16 protein-coding genes are annotated in these 14,999 nt (G+C 62.0%); 8 read left to right on the top strand and 8 right to left on the bottom strand.

The annotated features are described in order from the left end of the window. From VGH68_RS07950 to VGH68_RS07940, 3 genes are all read right to left on the bottom strand, one after another. Positions 1-364, bottom strand: a 364-nt coding sequence (locus tag VGH68_RS07950) for a hypothetical protein (RefSeq protein WP_331603018.1), incomplete at its 3' end; no start/stop codon positions are given. A gap of 221 nt (positions 365-585) precedes the next feature. Next, the gene (gene pdeM / locus VGH68_RS07945) at positions 586-1,248 is read right to left on the bottom strand and encodes a ligase-associated DNA damage response endonuclease PdeM (protein ID WP_331603017.1); all 663 of its coding nucleotides are present in this window, start codon (positions 1,246-1,248) and stop codon (positions 586-588) included. Continuing rightward, entirely contained in the window at positions 1,245-3,887 is a 2,643-nt protein-coding gene (locus tag VGH68_RS07940; RefSeq protein ID WP_331603016.1) for a ligase-associated DNA damage response DEXH box helicase, read from the bottom strand. Before VGH68_RS07940 ends, pdeM begins: the two co-directional genes overlap by 4 nt. A gap of 226 nt (positions 3,888-4,113) precedes the next feature. Here VGH68_RS07940 and VGH68_RS07935 point away from each other — a divergent pair, with 226 nt between their 5' ends. Continuing rightward, complete coding sequence (locus tag VGH68_RS07935) at positions 4,114-4,464, top strand: FKBP-type peptidyl-prolyl cis-trans isomerase (protein ID WP_331603020.1); 351 nt, start codon at positions 4,114-4,116, stop codon at positions 4,462-4,464. A 350-nt stretch (positions 4,465-4,814) separates the two neighbouring features. On the opposite strand, the gene VGH68_RS07930 is transcribed toward VGH68_RS07935, so the two are convergent. Then, a complete protein-coding gene (locus VGH68_RS07930; RefSeq protein WP_331603015.1) occupies positions 4,815-4,958 on the bottom strand; it encodes a hypothetical protein in 144 nt (47 codons plus the stop codon). A gap of 104 nt (positions 4,959-5,062) precedes the next feature. On the opposite strand from VGH68_RS07930, the gene VGH68_RS07925 reads away from it, so the two are divergent. Beyond that, entirely contained in the window at positions 5,063-6,136 is a 1,074-nt protein-coding gene (locus VGH68_RS07925; RefSeq protein ID WP_331603014.1) for a DUF6765 family protein, read from the top strand. An 88-nt stretch (positions 6,137-6,224) separates the two neighbouring features. On the opposite strand, the gene VGH68_RS07920 is transcribed toward VGH68_RS07925, so the two are convergent. Next, positions 6,225-6,500: a hypothetical protein gene (locus VGH68_RS07920; RefSeq protein WP_414696912.1), complete on the bottom strand. Its 276-nt coding sequence runs from the start codon at positions 6,498-6,500 to the stop codon at positions 6,225-6,227. A gap of 219 nt (positions 6,501-6,719) precedes the next feature. Here VGH68_RS07920 and VGH68_RS07915 point away from each other — a divergent pair, with 219 nt between their 5' ends. From VGH68_RS07915 to cls, 4 genes are all read left to right on the top strand, one after another. After that, entirely contained in the window at positions 6,720-7,058 is a 339-nt protein-coding gene (locus VGH68_RS07915; protein ID WP_331603013.1) for a hypothetical protein, read from the top strand. A 211-nt stretch (positions 7,059-7,269) separates the two neighbouring features. Further along, positions 7,270-8,109, top strand: a complete 840-nt coding sequence (locus tag VGH68_RS07910) for an H-NS histone family protein (protein ID WP_331603012.1) — start codon at positions 7,270-7,272, stop codon at positions 8,107-8,109. Between the two features lie 22 nt (positions 8,110-8,131). Continuing rightward, positions 8,132-8,638 (top strand): hypothetical protein, encoded by a 507-nt coding sequence (locus VGH68_RS07905; RefSeq protein WP_331603011.1) that lies wholly within the window; start codon positions 8,132-8,134, stop codon positions 8,636-8,638. Between the two features lie 335 nt (positions 8,639-8,973). Next, a complete protein-coding gene (gene cls, locus VGH68_RS07900) occupies positions 8,974-10,248 on the top strand; it encodes a cardiolipin synthase (RefSeq protein ID WP_331603010.1) in 1,275 nt (424 codons plus the stop codon). A 16-nt stretch (positions 10,249-10,264) separates the two neighbouring features. Here cls and VGH68_RS07895 read toward each other — a convergent pair whose 3' ends face one another. The 3 genes from VGH68_RS07895 to VGH68_RS07885 are packed head-to-tail and all read right to left on the bottom strand — an operon-like array spanning position 10,265 to position 12,912. After that, positions 10,265-10,804 (bottom strand): hypothetical protein, encoded by a 540-nt coding sequence (locus tag VGH68_RS07895; protein WP_331603009.1) that lies wholly within the window; start codon positions 10,802-10,804, stop codon positions 10,265-10,267. Between the two features lie 45 nt (positions 10,805-10,849). Next, entirely contained in the window at positions 10,850-11,500 is a 651-nt protein-coding gene (locus VGH68_RS07890) for a response regulator transcription factor (RefSeq protein ID WP_331603007.1), read from the bottom strand. After that, positions 11,497-12,912, bottom strand: a complete 1,416-nt coding sequence (locus tag VGH68_RS07885; protein WP_331603006.1) for a cache domain-containing protein — start codon at positions 12,910-12,912, stop codon at positions 11,497-11,499. Before VGH68_RS07885 ends, VGH68_RS07890 begins: the two co-directional genes overlap by 4 nt. 329 nt (positions 12,913-13,241) lie before the next feature. On the opposite strand from VGH68_RS07885, the gene VGH68_RS07880 reads away from it, so the two are divergent. Both VGH68_RS07880 and mctP read left to right on the top strand, forming a co-directional pair. Next, positions 13,242-13,439 (top strand): DUF3311 domain-containing protein, encoded by a 198-nt coding sequence (locus VGH68_RS07880; RefSeq protein ID WP_331603005.1) that lies wholly within the window; start codon positions 13,242-13,244, stop codon positions 13,437-13,439. After that, the gene (gene mctP, locus VGH68_RS07875; RefSeq protein ID WP_331603004.1) at positions 13,436-14,917 is read left to right on the top strand and encodes a monocarboxylate uptake permease MctP; all 1,482 of its coding nucleotides are present in this window, start codon (positions 13,436-13,438) and stop codon (positions 14,915-14,917) included. Before VGH68_RS07880 ends, mctP begins: the two co-directional genes overlap by 4 nt. Positions 14,918-14,999: the final 82 nt, after the last annotated feature.

Below are 14,999 nucleotides of genomic sequence, written 5' to 3'. Positions count from 1 at the left end.
CGGCTATGGTGGTCATGGCGATGGTGGCCACGGTGATGGTGGCCATGGCGCCAGCGGCCACGGCGATGGTGGTCATGGCGATGGTGGCCACGGTGATGGTGGCCATGGCGCCAGCGGCCACGGCGATGGCGGTCATGGCGACGGCGGCCATGGCGATGGCGGCCACGGAGATGGCGGCCATGGCGCCAGCGGCCACGGCGACGGCGGCCACGGTAATGGCGGCCACGGCGGCGGCTTCGGCGGCTTCGGTGGCGGCTTCGGCCACGGCGGCTTCGGTGGCGGTTTCGGCGGCCACGGTGGCGGCTTCGGCGGCCATGGCGGCGGCTACGGTGGTGGCAACGGCGGTGGCAACGGTGGCGGCCACGGCGGCGGCAACCACTAACCGGTGTTGTATCCCCGGTTCACGCGGGGCACTCACCAAGTGCGCAGACCGGCTTGCCCGGTCTGCGCACCAAAACCCGTCGACGGCAACAGCGACCCGCAACGACAACGAAGCAGCGCAAAAGGCAGCAAAGCCAATAAACGCAGCAAAGCCAATAAAGCAGCCAACACCACTCGAAACAGTGGACGGCCACCGCCGTCCACTTACCCCCCCAGCTCGATCACCTTGTCCTGCGCGACAAGAAAAACCCTCTCTCCAGCGACGCGCCCCGTCTCACGCGCTCCTCCCGTAAAGCTCCCAAACGCCGGCAATACCCCGCAGTCGACGCCAAACCGAAAGCACGGCACACGTACCGAATCGGTCCGCGTCGCGATCCGATAGACCGGATGCACGTGACCTGCAAGCACATATGCGCCGTCGATCACGCGCGGGTGATGACACAGCGCCCACGGCCCGGCGCGCCACGGCTCGCGCGCGTACTCGACTTCCAGCGTGCGAGGCAACGCACCCGCGTGGCGGTCGTGATTACCTTCCACGAGCACCACCCGCAGCTGCGCATGCATCGCGCGCCACGCATGCAATGCATCGAGCGTGAGCGCCGTCAGCGATTCACGCGCGTGCAGCAGATCGCCTAGAAAGACCAGCATCTTCGGTTCGAATTCGGCAATCAGCCAATCGATACGCAGCAGATTGTCCTCGGTCGAACCCGTCGGCACCGGAATGCCGCGCGCGCGAAAGACGGCATCCTTGCCGAAATGCGCATCGGCGATAAACAGCGCGCGCATTACCGGATCGAAACTCGCGCGCAAACTCGATAGCACGAGCGGCTGGCCAGCGATCTCGATCGCAAGCGACGAGGCCGTCATCGCTGCGCCGCCTTTTCGAGTTCGGCCAGCATCCGCTCGACGCGATCCGCGAGTTTCTCCGTGCTGACTTTTTCGCGCAGGCGTCCGATGATCAACGGAAAGGCGAACGGCGTCGGCTTCTTCGGCCGTGTGATGACGACACGGCTCGCGTTCATTCGTTCGAGCGCGCTGCGAATGCGCCGAACGTCGAGTTCCTGCAGCAGTACTTCGGTGTCGGCCTGCCCCAATAGCAGATTGCCGCGATCGTGCTGACGGAAGATTTCATAGAAGAGCCCGCTCGACGCCTGCAATTGCCGCGCGCTTTTCTGCTGTCGCGGATGAGCCTGCAAAACGAGCCCCGACACGCGAGCAATCTCGCGAAAGCGCCGCAACGACAATTCGGACGAATTGAGGCTCGCGAGAATGTCGTGATCGAGTTCTTCGGCAGAGAGTAAGCCGCGCTGAAGTCGCAGGTCCCAATCGAATGGTTGCGAGCACAGCAACTCGAAGCCGTAGTCGTTCATCGAAATCGAAAACGTGCCGGACTTGTCGCGCGCAACGCGCCAGGCGAGCAGCGCGCCGACACCGATATGCGCGGTGCGCCCTGCGAATGGATAGCAGAAAAAATGATGTCCTTCGCGCGATTTCAGCAATTCGACGACGAGTACTCCAGGTGCGGGCAATGCCGACCATTTCTGCTGCAATTCGAGCAGCGGACGCACCGCGCGCATTTCCGGTTCGTCATAGATATCGTTGGCGGCGCGCGCGAGCATCGTCAGCGTGGCCGCGGCGAGTTCGGACGATAACGGCATGCGGCTGCCCGCCCATTGAGGCATTGCCCCGCGTGACGAGTTCGCGCGCCGCACCCACGCGGTCATGTCTTGTACGCGGATCAGTTCGAGCGTGCGGCCGCCGAATGAGAAAACGTCGCCGGGCTTGAGCCGTGAAATAAACGATTCCTCGATTGCGCCGATGCGGCCGCCCGACAGATACGCGACATTCAGCGTACCGCCGGCGACAATCGTGCCGATGTTGTTGCGATGCCGCCGCGCGAGATCGTCGCGCGGCACGCGGTAGAGACCATCGTCGCCACGCGCGACGCGGTGGTAGTCCGGATACGCGCGCAGCGTCGCACCGCCGCCTTCGACGAAGCCGAGCGCCCAATCGAACTCCATCTGCGTGAGATCGCGGTATGCATAGGTACGCGTTATTTCCCGGTATAGCTCCCGCGCGTCGAAGCCACCGCCTATTGCCACGGTGACGAGATGTTGCACCAGCACGTCGAACGGCTTGTCGGGCGTATCGCGGCTTTCGATCCGCCGTTGCTCGACGGCCTCGCGTGCGGCGGCGGCTTCGATCAGTTCGAGCGCATGCGTGGGCACGATGGTCACGCGCGACGGCAAACCCGGCGCGTGTCCGGAGCGGCCCGCGCGCTGCATCAAACGTGCGACGCCTTTCGGCGAACCGATCTGGAACACGCGCTCGACCGGCAGAAAATCGACCCCAAGATCGAGGCTCGACGTGCAGACAACCGCTTTCAGCAAGCCATTCTTCAGGCCGCGCTCGACCCATTCGCGTACCTGCTGATCGAGCGAGCCATGATGCAGCGCGAGCGAGCCGGCCCATTCGGGCCTTGCCTCGAGCAGCGCCTGGTACCAGAGCTCGCATTGCGAGCGCGTATTGGTGAAGACGAGCGAGGTTCGCGCTTCATCGATTGCACGCGCGACGGCATCGACCTGACGCATCCCCATATGACCGCCCCACGGGAAACGCTCGATCGTCTCCGGAATCACCGTGTCGACGATCAACGCTTTGGGCAGCGCACCGGGTACGCTCACTCTTGGGGTCGCGACCGGCGCAAGCAACACGTCCTCTGCGAACGGCAGATTGCCGAGCGTCGCCGACAAACCCCATACCTGCAATGCGGGCCGCCAATGCGTGAGCCGCGCGAGCGCGAGTTGGGTTTGCGTGCCGCGCTTGTTGCCGAGCAATTCGTGCCACTCGTCGACGATCACCAGCCGCACACGCGACAGTACTTCCCGCGCATCGGCGCGCGTCAGGATCAGCGTCAGGCTTTCTGGCGTCGTGACGAGTGCGGACGGCATGCGCCGGTTTTGCCTCTCGCGTTCGGCCGATGACGTATCGCCGGTCCGCAGCCCGACGCTGAAAGGCACCGCCAGTTCTACCGCCGAGCTTTGCAGCGCGCGCGCGGTGTCGGCGGCGAGCGCGCGCATCGGCGTGATCCATAACACGGTGAGCGGTTCGGGCTGTTTGCGCGCCGCGGATGATTCGTTGATGAACGCGGCGAGCGCGCCGAACCATACCGCCCAGGTCTTGCCGGCGCCGGTGCTCGCATGTAGCAGGCCGCTCGCGCCGCTGGCGATTTCTCGCCACACGTCGCGCTGAAACCCGAATGGCTGCCAGCGCCGCGTGGCGAACCACGCATCGAGTTTGTCCGTGAAAGGACGCCGCGCTTGTTCGGGTGCATATGACGGAAATGGCAACGGTTCGAACGCGGACTCGCGCGCATCGAGCCGCGCCTGCTGCGCGCGACTGCGCGGAATCCGGCGTGGCCGTGGCGCGCGGCGCGACGCGTCGGCCGTCGACAGTGGCGCGGTGGCGGGATCGTCGCGATCGTCAGGTGGGGCCGGCTCGGTCATCAACAGCGATCGGTTAGCAATGGAGTCGCGTGCCGGCGAACGGCTCGCCGGCCTTTTCACATGGACTTCGGAATGGCCGCGGTGGTTCATCGAAAGCCCGTGCTTGGACCAGCCGGCGGCACGCGCGACACGATCCGCTACAATGCGGCGACTCGCCCCCAACTGGAGATTTGCCTTGAAATCACTCGTTGCATTGCTGGCCGCAACCGTAGTTTGCTCGACCGCAATGGCCGCCGCGCCGGCCACGGAAAAGCTGCCCTCCGGCGTTGTCGTCGAACATCTGACGCAAGGCACGGGCCCGCAACCGTCCGCGACCGACGTCGTCAAGGTCAACTATCGCGGCACGCTTCCCAACGGCACCGAATTCGACAGCTCCGCGAAGCATGGCGGCCCGGCCACGTTCCCGCTCAATCGCGTGATTCCGTGCTGGACCCAGGGCGTGCAAACAATGAAAGTAGGCGGTAAGGCGCGGCTCACCTGCCCGGCGGCGACCGCTTATGGCGATCGCGGCGTCGGCCCGATTCCGCCGAACACCGACCTGACGTTCGAAGTCGAACTCGTCGACATCGTCAAGTAATAGCGCGAAATGCGCGTGATGCGCTGAACCGCAAGCCTCGCTACGAAGATCGCAGCGAGGCTTTTTTTGGGGCGACCGACTGGCACACCGGCGAGGTTCAGCATGAAACGCGGCCGAACTGCGGTGCAGGCGGCCAGCATCGGTTTCGCCCGAAACACTGCGCAAAGTTCTTCGATTTGCTGAAGGATGCCCAGATAAAAAAGGTTCGCAAACGTTCGTCTCAGTGAACATTGACCAGTTCAATGTCACCGGATGCTCGCACTCGAATATCTGAACGGCATTGGAATAATCGGCTTTCGATTACGCATTCGACCTGATCGAGCCGTTCCGCGGACGGCTCACGCGGTGTCTCACGGGTCTTTTCCTGCGTGTTTTTCCGTACTTTCGCTGTTCCGAGGGTCGCGCGGTGTCGCATCGGCTCTGTTATTTTCGGCGATCGGTCGAACGTTCGACTGGCGAAAAACACCAAAAAGCGTGTCTTTTTTCAAGCTCACGCCGGTAGCTCGTTTACTATCTACTCACACGCGGTCCCCCTACCTTCCCGCGCCGCGTCCGGGAGTACGCCGCCGTACTTCTTCGCGCGCAGGAGCGCATGCCCATGAATATCGATTTCCACTACGGCGTGGTCTACATTGCCGCGCGAGTCGGCGGAATGACGGCTGGCGATGCATTGACGGTCGCGCATGCATGCCAGTATGTCGACGATGCGACGACGAGCGGAATACTTCGCTTTAAAGGCGGCGAGACATTCGAGCGTTTCGCGACCGCGCACAAATTATTTGATTACGCCAATACCGAGAACGACCAGAACCGCCTCGTCTGGGCGCCATTCCATTTTCTGCCTGCCGGAGTCGGTGATAGCCTGGCGGAAAAAGCGATTTGCCGGCCGGATAGCGAAGTGGCGCGCGAAGTCGTGCGGCGCGCGATTCGGCAACGCGATTCGGAGACAGCCTTGCACCGGCTCGGCGTGACCCTTCATACGTATGTCGATACATGGGCGCACCAGGGGTTCGCCGGAATCGAAAGTCCGTGGAACCGCGTGCATTCGTTGCAAGCCGAAGATTGCACGCACGACGGTTGGCGAGCGAGCCTTGAGCGCGCGGTCGGCCATCTGATCGAGCATCTCGAGGAGGATTTCCTGACGATCGCGCTGCCGGTCGGCCATGGCGCCGCATTGCATTATCCCGATCAACCGTGGACGCGATGGCAATACATAGACGGCCAGAACAACCTCATCGCGCGTCACAATCTGCCAGATTTCGTCCAGGCGGCGGAAATGGCATGCCGCGCGGTGCGCGGTTTTCTGGCGGCCCACGAAGACTTCGAGAACCAGCCGGGTATGCCTGACGATGTGAAAGACGCAGTGACCACGTTACTCGACACGAACCGGAATCTCGACGACAACCTTCGTTTGAGCACTATCCGCGAATGGGTGAAAGCCGGCCGTATCCCGGGTTTGAAAGAACCGGTGCCCGGTTATATTGCCAAGGGACGCGGCTCCTGGAAATACAAGGCCACCGGTCTCGTCTGCGATGACGACAGCGGAGACAGGCCCGCCTGGAGCAGTGACTTTGAGAAGAGCGATTACCGCCTGTTTCATGACGCGGTCAAACAGCACCGCTTCGTGATCACTCAGGAGATCTTGCCCGCTCGCGGATTACGCATTGCGTGAGCGCGTGCGGCGGGGCGTTTTGCCACTGAGCCGATTTCAGCCATTAGCGTGTGATCGACCGCCGGCGGTGCCCCGCTTATTTCCCTGACTATTGCATTGCAGGCTGCTGACCTCCGGCGCGTTGCGCCGCGCGCTGCGGCGTGGGCGGTACAGCGGCGGCCTGTTCTTCGGCATGCTTTTTCGCCATATGTCGGCCGACCACGCAGCCGCCGAGCGCGCCAACCACCGCATGATGTCCCGCGTAATGTCCGGCGACGCCACCTACTACCGCGCCTTTGAGGCAACCAGCCGCATTCGCGGTGCCGGCCATTGCCGCACTAAGCGCCATCGCCGTGACGGCGGTTCGAAGAAAACCAGCTTTCATTTCAGGTACCGTGCTGTTGAGTCGGTCGAAGATGGCGCAGCCGGGCTTCTTTTCAATAGCTTCCGAGTACCTTTTTTCCAGGAGCCTTGCGATTGGCGTCAGGAAAAAAGCGAACCGCTCCTTTGAATATCCGAATGCTTGCCTATAGTAGAAGCGGTTATTGCCGCGAACGACGGCAGCGGCCTTTCGGTCGTTGACACGCATGACGGGGAAACAGAAATGACGCCATCGAATGCTGCGATCTATCAGACCAGGAGTTGCACGCCGGAGTCGTTAAGAACACTGGCGGGGTACCTCGAATTGGCTCTCGACGAAGGCAAAAGCCTGGTTGTGATGCGAATTGGCAGCCAGGTACGCAGCGTTTATGTGGGAAATCCGTCGGGCGCATTGGAGGATCTAACGGATTCCGGTGTTATCGATGCATTTCAAGCCGATGAAATGCTCGTGTTGACCCGTGTGGGGCTCAACCGGATCACGGCGGACGGTCAACACTACCGCTTTATACGAAGCGTGAGGTACATCGACGACCGCCAGGCCGTCGTTTTTACTCCGATCTGAGCGACGAAACGGAAGCAACGGGGAGCTGAGTCGGCGCAAAGGAAAAGAAAGAAAGGCGCGAGGAAGCAGTAGCAAAGCTGAAAGATTCGTATTTGTACCGCGCGCGCGAGTGATCGCATCGATGTACTGAAGTTGCAAATAGACTAATAGACTGCCTTTCTCGCTTCATTCATGGCATAGTTCGACGATTACCACATAAAGGAGGAACCAGATGCCTTCGTTAGAGCAAATCCAAGCAAAGCTTAAGAAGCTCCAGGCGCAAGCCGATGTTTTACTTGCCAGGAAAGCACAAGCCGCGGTCGATCAGATTCGCGAACTGATGCTCGCGCATGGCCTGACAACCGCCGATATCGAAGACCGCGCAAAGGCGAGGCGCACGGCGCGCGGGCTGAATGGCGCCACGGGCAATCGTCGAGGAAGACCCGCCGGCGCGAACAAGGCTGTTAAATCCGTCGGGTCGGCGAAATATCGCGACCCGAAGAGCGGCGCCACCTGGACCGGTCATGGCCGCGCGCCGGGTTGGATCGCCGGCGTGAAGGACCGTACGCCGTTCCTCGTCGGCGGTGCGAGCGAAACCAAAGCGGCGGTAGCGCCGGCCGGGCGCGGCAAAGGTCAACCGAAAGGCGCGCAACCGCCGAAGTACATGAACCCGAAAACCGGCACGACGTGGAGTGGCCGGGGTCCTGCGCCCGCCTGGTTGGCGACGGTCAGGGACCGCAGCAAATTCCTGATTGACGGCGCAGCTGCGTCTCCCGACGCCGCCAAAGCAGCGGCGAAGGCCGGTAAGCCGAAGGCGACGGCAGGCGCAAACGCTGCCGCGAAAAAAACAGTGGCTAAAAAAGCCGGTACGTCGGCCAGGGCGCCGGTGAAAAAGACGGTGGCTAAAACGGCGACGCCCGCGAGCAGAAAAGCCGCGGCGAAGAAAAGCGCCGGCCGCAAGAGCGCAACGAAGACGGCAAGAAAAGCTCCGGTGCGTAAGGTTGCCGCGAAGAACATCGCGGCCCCTGGTGCGGCTGCGCCGCAAACCGCTGCAGCCGAACAAAGCGCATAACCGCGGCCGGAGCCCTAAGTAGATGGTCAGCACGGTCGATGTGCGCCAGCAGGAGGACCTGGTCGTCCTGCTGGACTCCATTCCCCATCCGGCAGCCGATGCCGCTGAACCGTTCATCGTCGCGAGCGAGCGCCGGGTGATTCTGACGTATCCGATCGCGGAGTCGGACTTTGAACGGTTCGGACCATTCGATCCCGACGACGATCCCTTTTGCGCGGTGCTGTTTTCCGACACCGCGTTTCATCGGCTCGGTCCGCCTGGCGACGTCGATCTCGCGATTCATCCGCTTGCAGCGCAAGGGCTGTCCAGCTATTCGGCGCATGAAGTCGTCAATTCATCGTTGTGCGCTGAAATTGCGGCAGTACCGGACCATGCGGCTTCGATCGCGGCAGTGTCACCGGCACGGCGTCATTTCGTCATTACGTTTCTCGAGTCGACGTTCGAGTGCGTGGCATCGGACCATACGGTAATTGGTGTGTTTGGCGCGGGCGAAATAGCGAGTCGCGAAGCATTCGCGCTGGTCAGATAGTTGTGGAAGCCGGCCGATCCGTCCAGTTCGGCAAAGCTTCGTCGCGAGCGTCGATTGGCAGCGAAGTTCAATGTTCCAACGCACAGCCAATGTGTGCGTGTTGAGAATGCCGATGCTTTCGGCATCGTCAGCGTTTCATTCGAATCGCTATTTCAATCGCCGTGAGCGCGCGCTCAAAAGGAAAGATAACGCGCGTTAGTTAAGCAAGTGGCGGGCCCATATCGGGCACGCGCCGTGCATCTCGCCAGCAATAGCGAAAGCCAGGCGCAAGTCCGGCACTCTCCGTCGAACGCGCGGCGCACATCGGGTGCCGCCGCTTAGCATCGAGGCCACGCATGCTGACGATTCCCATTACCGCATTGGTCACACTCGTCATTGTTCTGGTCATTGCCAACCTGTCGAGTGGCGAAAAGAAAATAGAACACAAGATCCAACGGCTTTACAAGAGCGACGATCCGCAATTCCTTCGTTCGATGGGTTTGCTGCTCGGCCCGGCGGTGGTGCCGGGCAACCGCTTCGAGATGCTGCTCAATGGCGACCGCATTTTCCCATCGATGCTCGAAGGTATCCGCTCGGCGCGTCAAACCATTACGTTTGAAACGTTCATTTATTGGTCCGGCGACATTGGCGAGCAGATTGCGCGTGCACTCGCTGACAAGGCGCGCGAAGGTGTCGCCGTCCATGTGCTGCTCGATTGGGTCGGCTCATCGAAAATGAATCGGCGCTATCTCGATATGCTGCACTCGGCGGGCGCCGAAGTAGTCAAGTTTCACAAGCCGCATTGGACCGGCCTCGGACGCATGAACGATCGCACGCACCGCAAGCTATTGGTGATCGACGGCCGGATCGGTTTTACCGGCGGTGTCGGCATTGCGCCGGAATGGACCGGCAATGCGCAAGACGAAAAACATTGGCGCGATACGCATTTTCGCGTGACGGGCCCGGTGGTCGGCCATATGCAGGCGGTATTTATGGACAACTGGGTCAAGGCGACCGGCAATGTGTTGCACGGCCCCGCCTATTTCCCCGATATCGATCAAGAAGCCAAAGGAGAAGGCGAAGGGCTCGCGCATATGTTCAGCAGCTCGCCGTCGGGCGGCAGTGACGACATGCAGTTGATGTATCTGATGGCGATCACCGCCGCCACCGAGAGCCTTCACCTTGCGAGCGCGTACTTCGTGCCCGACAAACTGACCATCAACGCAATCGTCGAAGCCGCCAAACGCGGGGTGAAAGTGCGGATCATTACACCGGGCAAGCGTATCGACACGCATACGGTGCGCGAAGCATCGCGCGCGTGCTGGGGCGATCTGCTCAAAGCCGGGGTCGAGATCTTCGAATATCAGCCAACCATGTTCCATTGCAAATTGCTCGTGGTCGACGAGTACCTCGTCTCAGTCGGCTCGACCAACTTTGACAGCCGCTCGTTCAAGCTCAACGACGAAGCGAACCTGAACATCTATGATCGCGACTTCGCCAAGCAGCAGACCGCCGCGTTCGCCGACGACATCGCGAAGTCCCAGCGTGTCACGCTCGAAGCGTGGACACACCGGCCATTCACCGAGAAGCTGATCGAAAAGTTTGTGCCGTTGCTGGACACGCAGCTCTGAAGCGGCGCGCAGCGCGCTAATTGCCCGGTTCAAGTACTGGTTTGTCCGGATTCGCCCGGGTCCGGTAGGGCAGTTGCGCGGCATGCGCATTAGTCACCGTGTTGTCGATCACACGTTCGACGTCCGCCGTTTTCGTCAGTTCGGAGAGAAATGTCTTCTTGTCGAAGCCGGGCGCGATGCAACCCTCGACATAAATAAAGCGGCGTTGCAGCGTGAGCCATAGGCTCGACTGTTCGCGCCAGTGCGTGGCGGCATTCAGGGTCGCCAGACGCCGCTGCACGCTCTCGGCGATGTCCGGGTCGTACAAATACGCATTCGGCAAACGGCAGCGGCCTTCTATCCAGCAGCTATTGCCTCGCTCTATCCGGTAATGGCTGTCGTCGAGCCATTCCTTGTCGGTTTCGAACGGACCGAGCGGTATCGGGCAATCGGCGATGGCGGTGGAGATCTGCATGAACGGATCGTGACCGCGATTGACGCGCGCCGGTTCGCTCTGCGCGTGAGCTGCGCACGAGAAGATCAGCAGACTGGCGACGAGTTCGAACGGACGTTGCATGCCGGGACCGCTCCAGGTGATTGAGCCATTACGTGCGGCTGGTTGTCAGCGTCGCGCGCGCCGATGTTCGACCGCGAACTTGATCAATTCCGCCTGACCTTCTATGTCGAGTTTGCGCTTCAGATTCAATCGATGCGTTTCCACCGTGCGCACCGACAGATCGTTGCGCTGCGCGATCTGTTTGCTCGACAGTCCTTCGGCGAGTGCATCGAGGATGTCCAGTTCGCGCGGCGTCAGACGCTCGATCGGCGATTGCGTGGCCGAGGCCTGAATCAGCCGCGAACTTAATTCCGCGCTAAAAAAGGTTTTGCCGTCGAGTACCGCGCCAATAGCCTGAATGATTTCGATGGCGGGCGAGTCCTTCAGCACGTAGCCGCTCGCGCCCGCGCGCACGGCCTGGGTCACGTATTCCAGATTGTCATGCATCGACAGCATCAGCACGCGAATTGCCGGAAAACGCTCGTGAAAAAGATTGGCGAGCGCAATGCCGTTCATTCCATTCATGCCGACGTCCATCAACGCGAGATGCGGCGCTTCTGTCTCGGCGAGCGCGAGTGCTTCCTGCGCGTTCCCCGCTTCGCCGACCACTTCGAAATGACGTACCGCTTCGAGCCGCGCGCGCAATCCGTCACGCACGAGCGGATGATCGTCGACGAGCAGCAGCCGCGCGATAACAGCAGAGGAGGTGTCGTTCATGAGCTGATTTCCTGCAAGGACCGCAGCGGCGCGCTCTGTGTATGCAGTGGCACGCGCGCGGTGACGGCGGTGTGGCCTGCTTGCGAACTCAACGACAAGCTGCCGCCAAGCGCTTCGAGCCGCTCGCGCATATTGCGCAGACCGACCCCGGAGCGCCGTCCGACGAACGCATCGGTCACGTCGAACCCGCGGCCATTGTCCGAGATCGTCAGCGTCACCGCGTCGTGCGAGATGTCGAGCGCGAGCGACGCATTCGACGCATGCGCATGACGCACGATGTTCGTCAGTGCTTCCTGCGCGATACGAAACAGCACGGTGTTGACCGCATCGGGCAACGTGGCCGCATGGGTGTGCGCGATCTGCGTGAAGCCGATACTCACGCCGGACTCGTCGCCAAGTTCGCGCGTCAGTTGTTCGAGCGCGGCGGCGACGCCGAGATCGTCGAGCATCGACGGACGCAGCGCGTGCGAAATGCGCCGCACCTCGCGCAGCGTATCGCCGAGCCGCACGAGCCCGGTCGATAACGCGGCTTCGGCGGCGGGCACGCGCGCGTCACTGCGCTCGAGCCGCGCGAGCGCGGATTCGAGCAGCAGCTTCACCGATACCATCATCTGACTAATGCCGTCGTGCAATTCACGCGACAGCCGCGCGCGTTCCTGTTCCTGCGATTCGACCACTTGCCGTGCAAGCCGCTTCAGCTTCGCGTCAGCGCTGCGGTATTCGGTCACGTTGAGCACGAGCGCGCACAGCGCGATCACCGCGAGCCCGGCCACCGCGATCGCGTCGATCCACCGCATCGTCCGATCGATGTTGGCGGCCGCCTCGCCGTCGATATGCGCGAGCGCCGCGTCGACGTCGTCGAGATAGATGCCGGTGCCGATCATCCAGCCCCAGCGTTCGAGCGGCACCACGTAGCCGAGTTTCGACGCGACCTTGCCGGTCGACGGCCGATGCCACAGATAGCGCACATAGCCGCCGCCGCGCGCGGCCGCGGCGAGCAGTTGCTGGATCGTCGGCGTGCCCTGACTGTCGCGCAGCGACCAGAGATCGCGCCCGACCAGTTCGGGCTCGCGCGGATGCATCAGCGTACGGCCATGCATGTCATAGACGAAGAAGTAGCCGTCCTTGCCGAAATCCATTTTTCCCAGCACGTCGAGCGCACGCGTGCGCAGCAGCGCGTCGTCACGCGCGTTGTCGCTGCCGGCGTCATAGAGCGGCGCGATGGCGGTGGTCGCTAGCTCGACGTAATGCTTCAGTTCGAGCTCCTTGCTCGCCATGTACGCGGCCTGGGTGATCGCGTGCTGCCGCTCGGCAAGCGCGGTGGCTTCGCGGCGCACGCCGGTTTCGATCGTGGCGATCGCTGCCAGAAACGGCACGATCGCCAGCAGCACAATTTTTGCTTTGAGTTTCATCTTCAGAATAAGCCGCGAGGCTACGTGGTAATACGTAGAGCACATACGTAGTTGCGCGCTTGTGGGGACGCTCGTGAAGGCGAATACTACATCCCCGCGGCTTGGTGCGTTCCGCGGGGCCCCCGCGCGTGGTTTTCGCGCGCGCCTTTACCGGCGCTCGACAAGAGCCATGCGCGCCGGTCCGCAGGCGTTGTTGCGAGCCAGACCGCTGCGGCCGTTTTCCGGCGCAATGCCAGCCGTTTTGTCCGCCTGAACTCAGGCAAACCGGACACTCGCGTACCGGGCCACGAGCCACGACACGCGGTGTCGATAATATTCAGGAGATGTTCGTGGAGACCCCCTCGTCGGCCGGCCGTTCATGGCTCTGGCTCATTTTGCTGATCCCGTACGTCGCGCTGCTGTGGCTGCCGTTCTATAACGACACGCACCCGGCGCTCGCGGGCTTTCCATTCTTCTACTGGTATCAGTTTCTGTGGGTGCCGTTGACCTCGCTACTGATTTACATCGTGTATCGAGGTGTCAAATGAGCGACCTGAATCCTGTGAACCCGGTCGCGATGACGGTTTTCATCGCATTTTTCGTGCTCGTGACCGTGATCGGCTTTTTTGCCGCGCGCTGGAAACGCGGCGACCTGACGCAACTGCACGAGTGGGGCCTCGGCGGGCGCCAGTTCGGTACGCTGATTTCGTGGTTCCTCGTGGGCGGCGATTTCTACACGGCCTATACGGTGATCGCGGTGCCCGCGCTGGTGTACTCGGTCGGCGCGTATGGCTTCTTCGCGTTGCCGTACACGATCCTCGTCTACCCGTTCGTGTTCGCCGTGATGCCGAAGCTGTGGAAAGTCGCGCACGCGAAGAACCACATCACCGCGGCCGACTACGTGTATGGCGAGTACGGCGGCAAGTGGTTCCCGGCGGCGGTCGCGCTGACCGGCATCGTTGCGACGATGCCATATATCGCGCTGCAACTGGTCGGCATGCAGGTCGTGATCAAGGGCCTCGGCGTGGGCGGTGAAATGCCGCTGATCGTCGCGTTCGTGATCCTCGCGCTGTATACGTATGCGAGCGGCCTGCGCGCACCGGCGATGATCGCCTTCGTCAAGGACATCATGATCTATATCGTCGTGATCGCGGCGATATGGCTGATTCCGGTGAAGCTCGGCGGCTATGGGCACGTGTTCGATCTGGCCGACGCGCACTTCCAGGCGAAGGGCGGCGCGACCGGCATTCTGCTGAAGCCCACGCAGTACACCGCGTTTGCATCGCTTGCGCTGGGTTCGGCGCTCGCCGGCTTCATGTATCCGCATACGATGACAGCGGTGCTGTCGTCGGCATCGGCGAAGACCGTGCGCAAGAACGCGATCTTTCTGCCTGCGTACACGCTGCTGCTCGGTCTGATCGCGTTGCTCGGCTATATGGCGATCGCCGCCGGCGTGACCGTGAAGTCCGCTAGCGATGTGGTGCCGGTGCTGTTCGGTACGCTGTTCCCGTCGTGGTTCGTCGGCTTTGCGGCTGCCGCGATCGCGATCAGCGCATTGGTGCCGGCCGCGATCATGTCGATCGGCGCGGCCAACCTGTTCACCCGCAATCTTTGGCGTCCGCTGGTGTCGCCGAACATCTCGCCGCAGGCGGAAGCGGCCAATGCGAAGCTGGTGTCGCTGGTCGTGAAGTTCGGCGCGTTGCTGTTTATCGTGTTCCTGCCGACGCAGTACGCGATCGATCTGCAACTGCTCGGCGGCGTGTGGATTCTGCAGATATTCCCCGCTGTGGTGTTCTCTCTGTATACGCGCCGCCTCAATACGCCGGGTCTGTTCCTGGGCTGGCTGGTCGGCATCCTGCTCGGCACCGGTCTCGCGATCTCCCAAGGTCTGAAGCCGGTGTATGGGCTGCATGTCGGCCACGACAACTATCCGCTGTATATCGGCCTGATTGCGCTGGTCGCGAATATCGTCGTGAGCTTTGCGGTGTCGGTGGTGTCGCCGCGGCGGGCTGCTGTGACGGCCTGATTGCTGGCAGCGTTGTCTTCATTGAACGAAAACGCCGCGGAGTTCGTGCTCCGTGGCGTTTTTATTGCGCACGTTCGCTGAA

Source organism: Paraburkholderia sp., from assembly GCF_036488505.1.
In the GTDB taxonomy this organism is placed as follows: domain Bacteria; phylum Pseudomonadota; class Gammaproteobacteria; order Burkholderiales; family Burkholderiaceae; genus Paraburkholderia.
Note: the sequence above shows the minus strand (reverse complement) of the source record. Positions and strands in the feature narration are given on the sequence as shown.

Bases quoted from the DNA above. Each gene is read 5' to 3' on its own strand.
- VGH68_RS07885 (WP_331603006.1), bottom strand. From the start codon at position 12,912: ATGAAACTCAAAGCAAAAATTGTGCTGCTGGCGATCGTGCCGTTTCTG.
- mctP (WP_331603004.1), top strand. From the start codon at position 13,436: ATGAGCGACCTGAATCCTGTGAACCCGGTCGCGATGACGGTTTTCATC.
- VGH68_RS07920 (WP_414696912.1), bottom strand. From the start codon at position 6,500: ATGAAAGCTGGTTTTCTTCGAACCGCCGTCACGGCGATGGCGCTTAGT.
- pdeM (WP_331603017.1), bottom strand. From the start codon at position 1,248: ATGACGGCCTCGTCGCTTGCGATCGAGATCGCTGGCCAGCCGCTCGTG.
- VGH68_RS07940 (WP_331603016.1), bottom strand. From the start codon at position 3,887: ATGACCGAGCCGGCCCCACCTGACGATCGCGACGATCCCGCCACCGCG.
- VGH68_RS07895 (WP_331603009.1), bottom strand. From the start codon at position 10,804: ATGCAACGTCCGTTCGAACTCGTCGCCAGTCTGCTGATCTTCTCGTGC.
- cls (WP_331603010.1), top strand. From the start codon at position 8,974: ATGCTGACGATTCCCATTACCGCATTGGTCACACTCGTCATTGTTCTG.
- VGH68_RS07910 (WP_331603012.1), top strand. From the start codon at position 7,270: ATGCCTTCGTTAGAGCAAATCCAAGCAAAGCTTAAGAAGCTCCAGGCG.
- VGH68_RS07905 (WP_331603011.1), top strand. From the start codon at position 8,132: ATGGTCAGCACGGTCGATGTGCGCCAGCAGGAGGACCTGGTCGTCCTG.
- VGH68_RS07915 (WP_331603013.1), top strand. From the start codon at position 6,720: ATGACGCCATCGAATGCTGCGATCTATCAGACCAGGAGTTGCACGCCG.
- VGH68_RS07935 (WP_331603020.1), top strand. From the start codon at position 4,114: ATGGCCGCCGCGCCGGCCACGGAAAAGCTGCCCTCCGGCGTTGTCGTC.
- VGH68_RS07890 (WP_331603007.1), bottom strand. From the start codon at position 11,500: ATGAACGACACCTCCTCTGCTGTTATCGCGCGGCTGCTGCTCGTCGAC.
- VGH68_RS07925 (WP_331603014.1), top strand. From the start codon at position 5,063: ATGAATATCGATTTCCACTACGGCGTGGTCTACATTGCCGCGCGAGTC.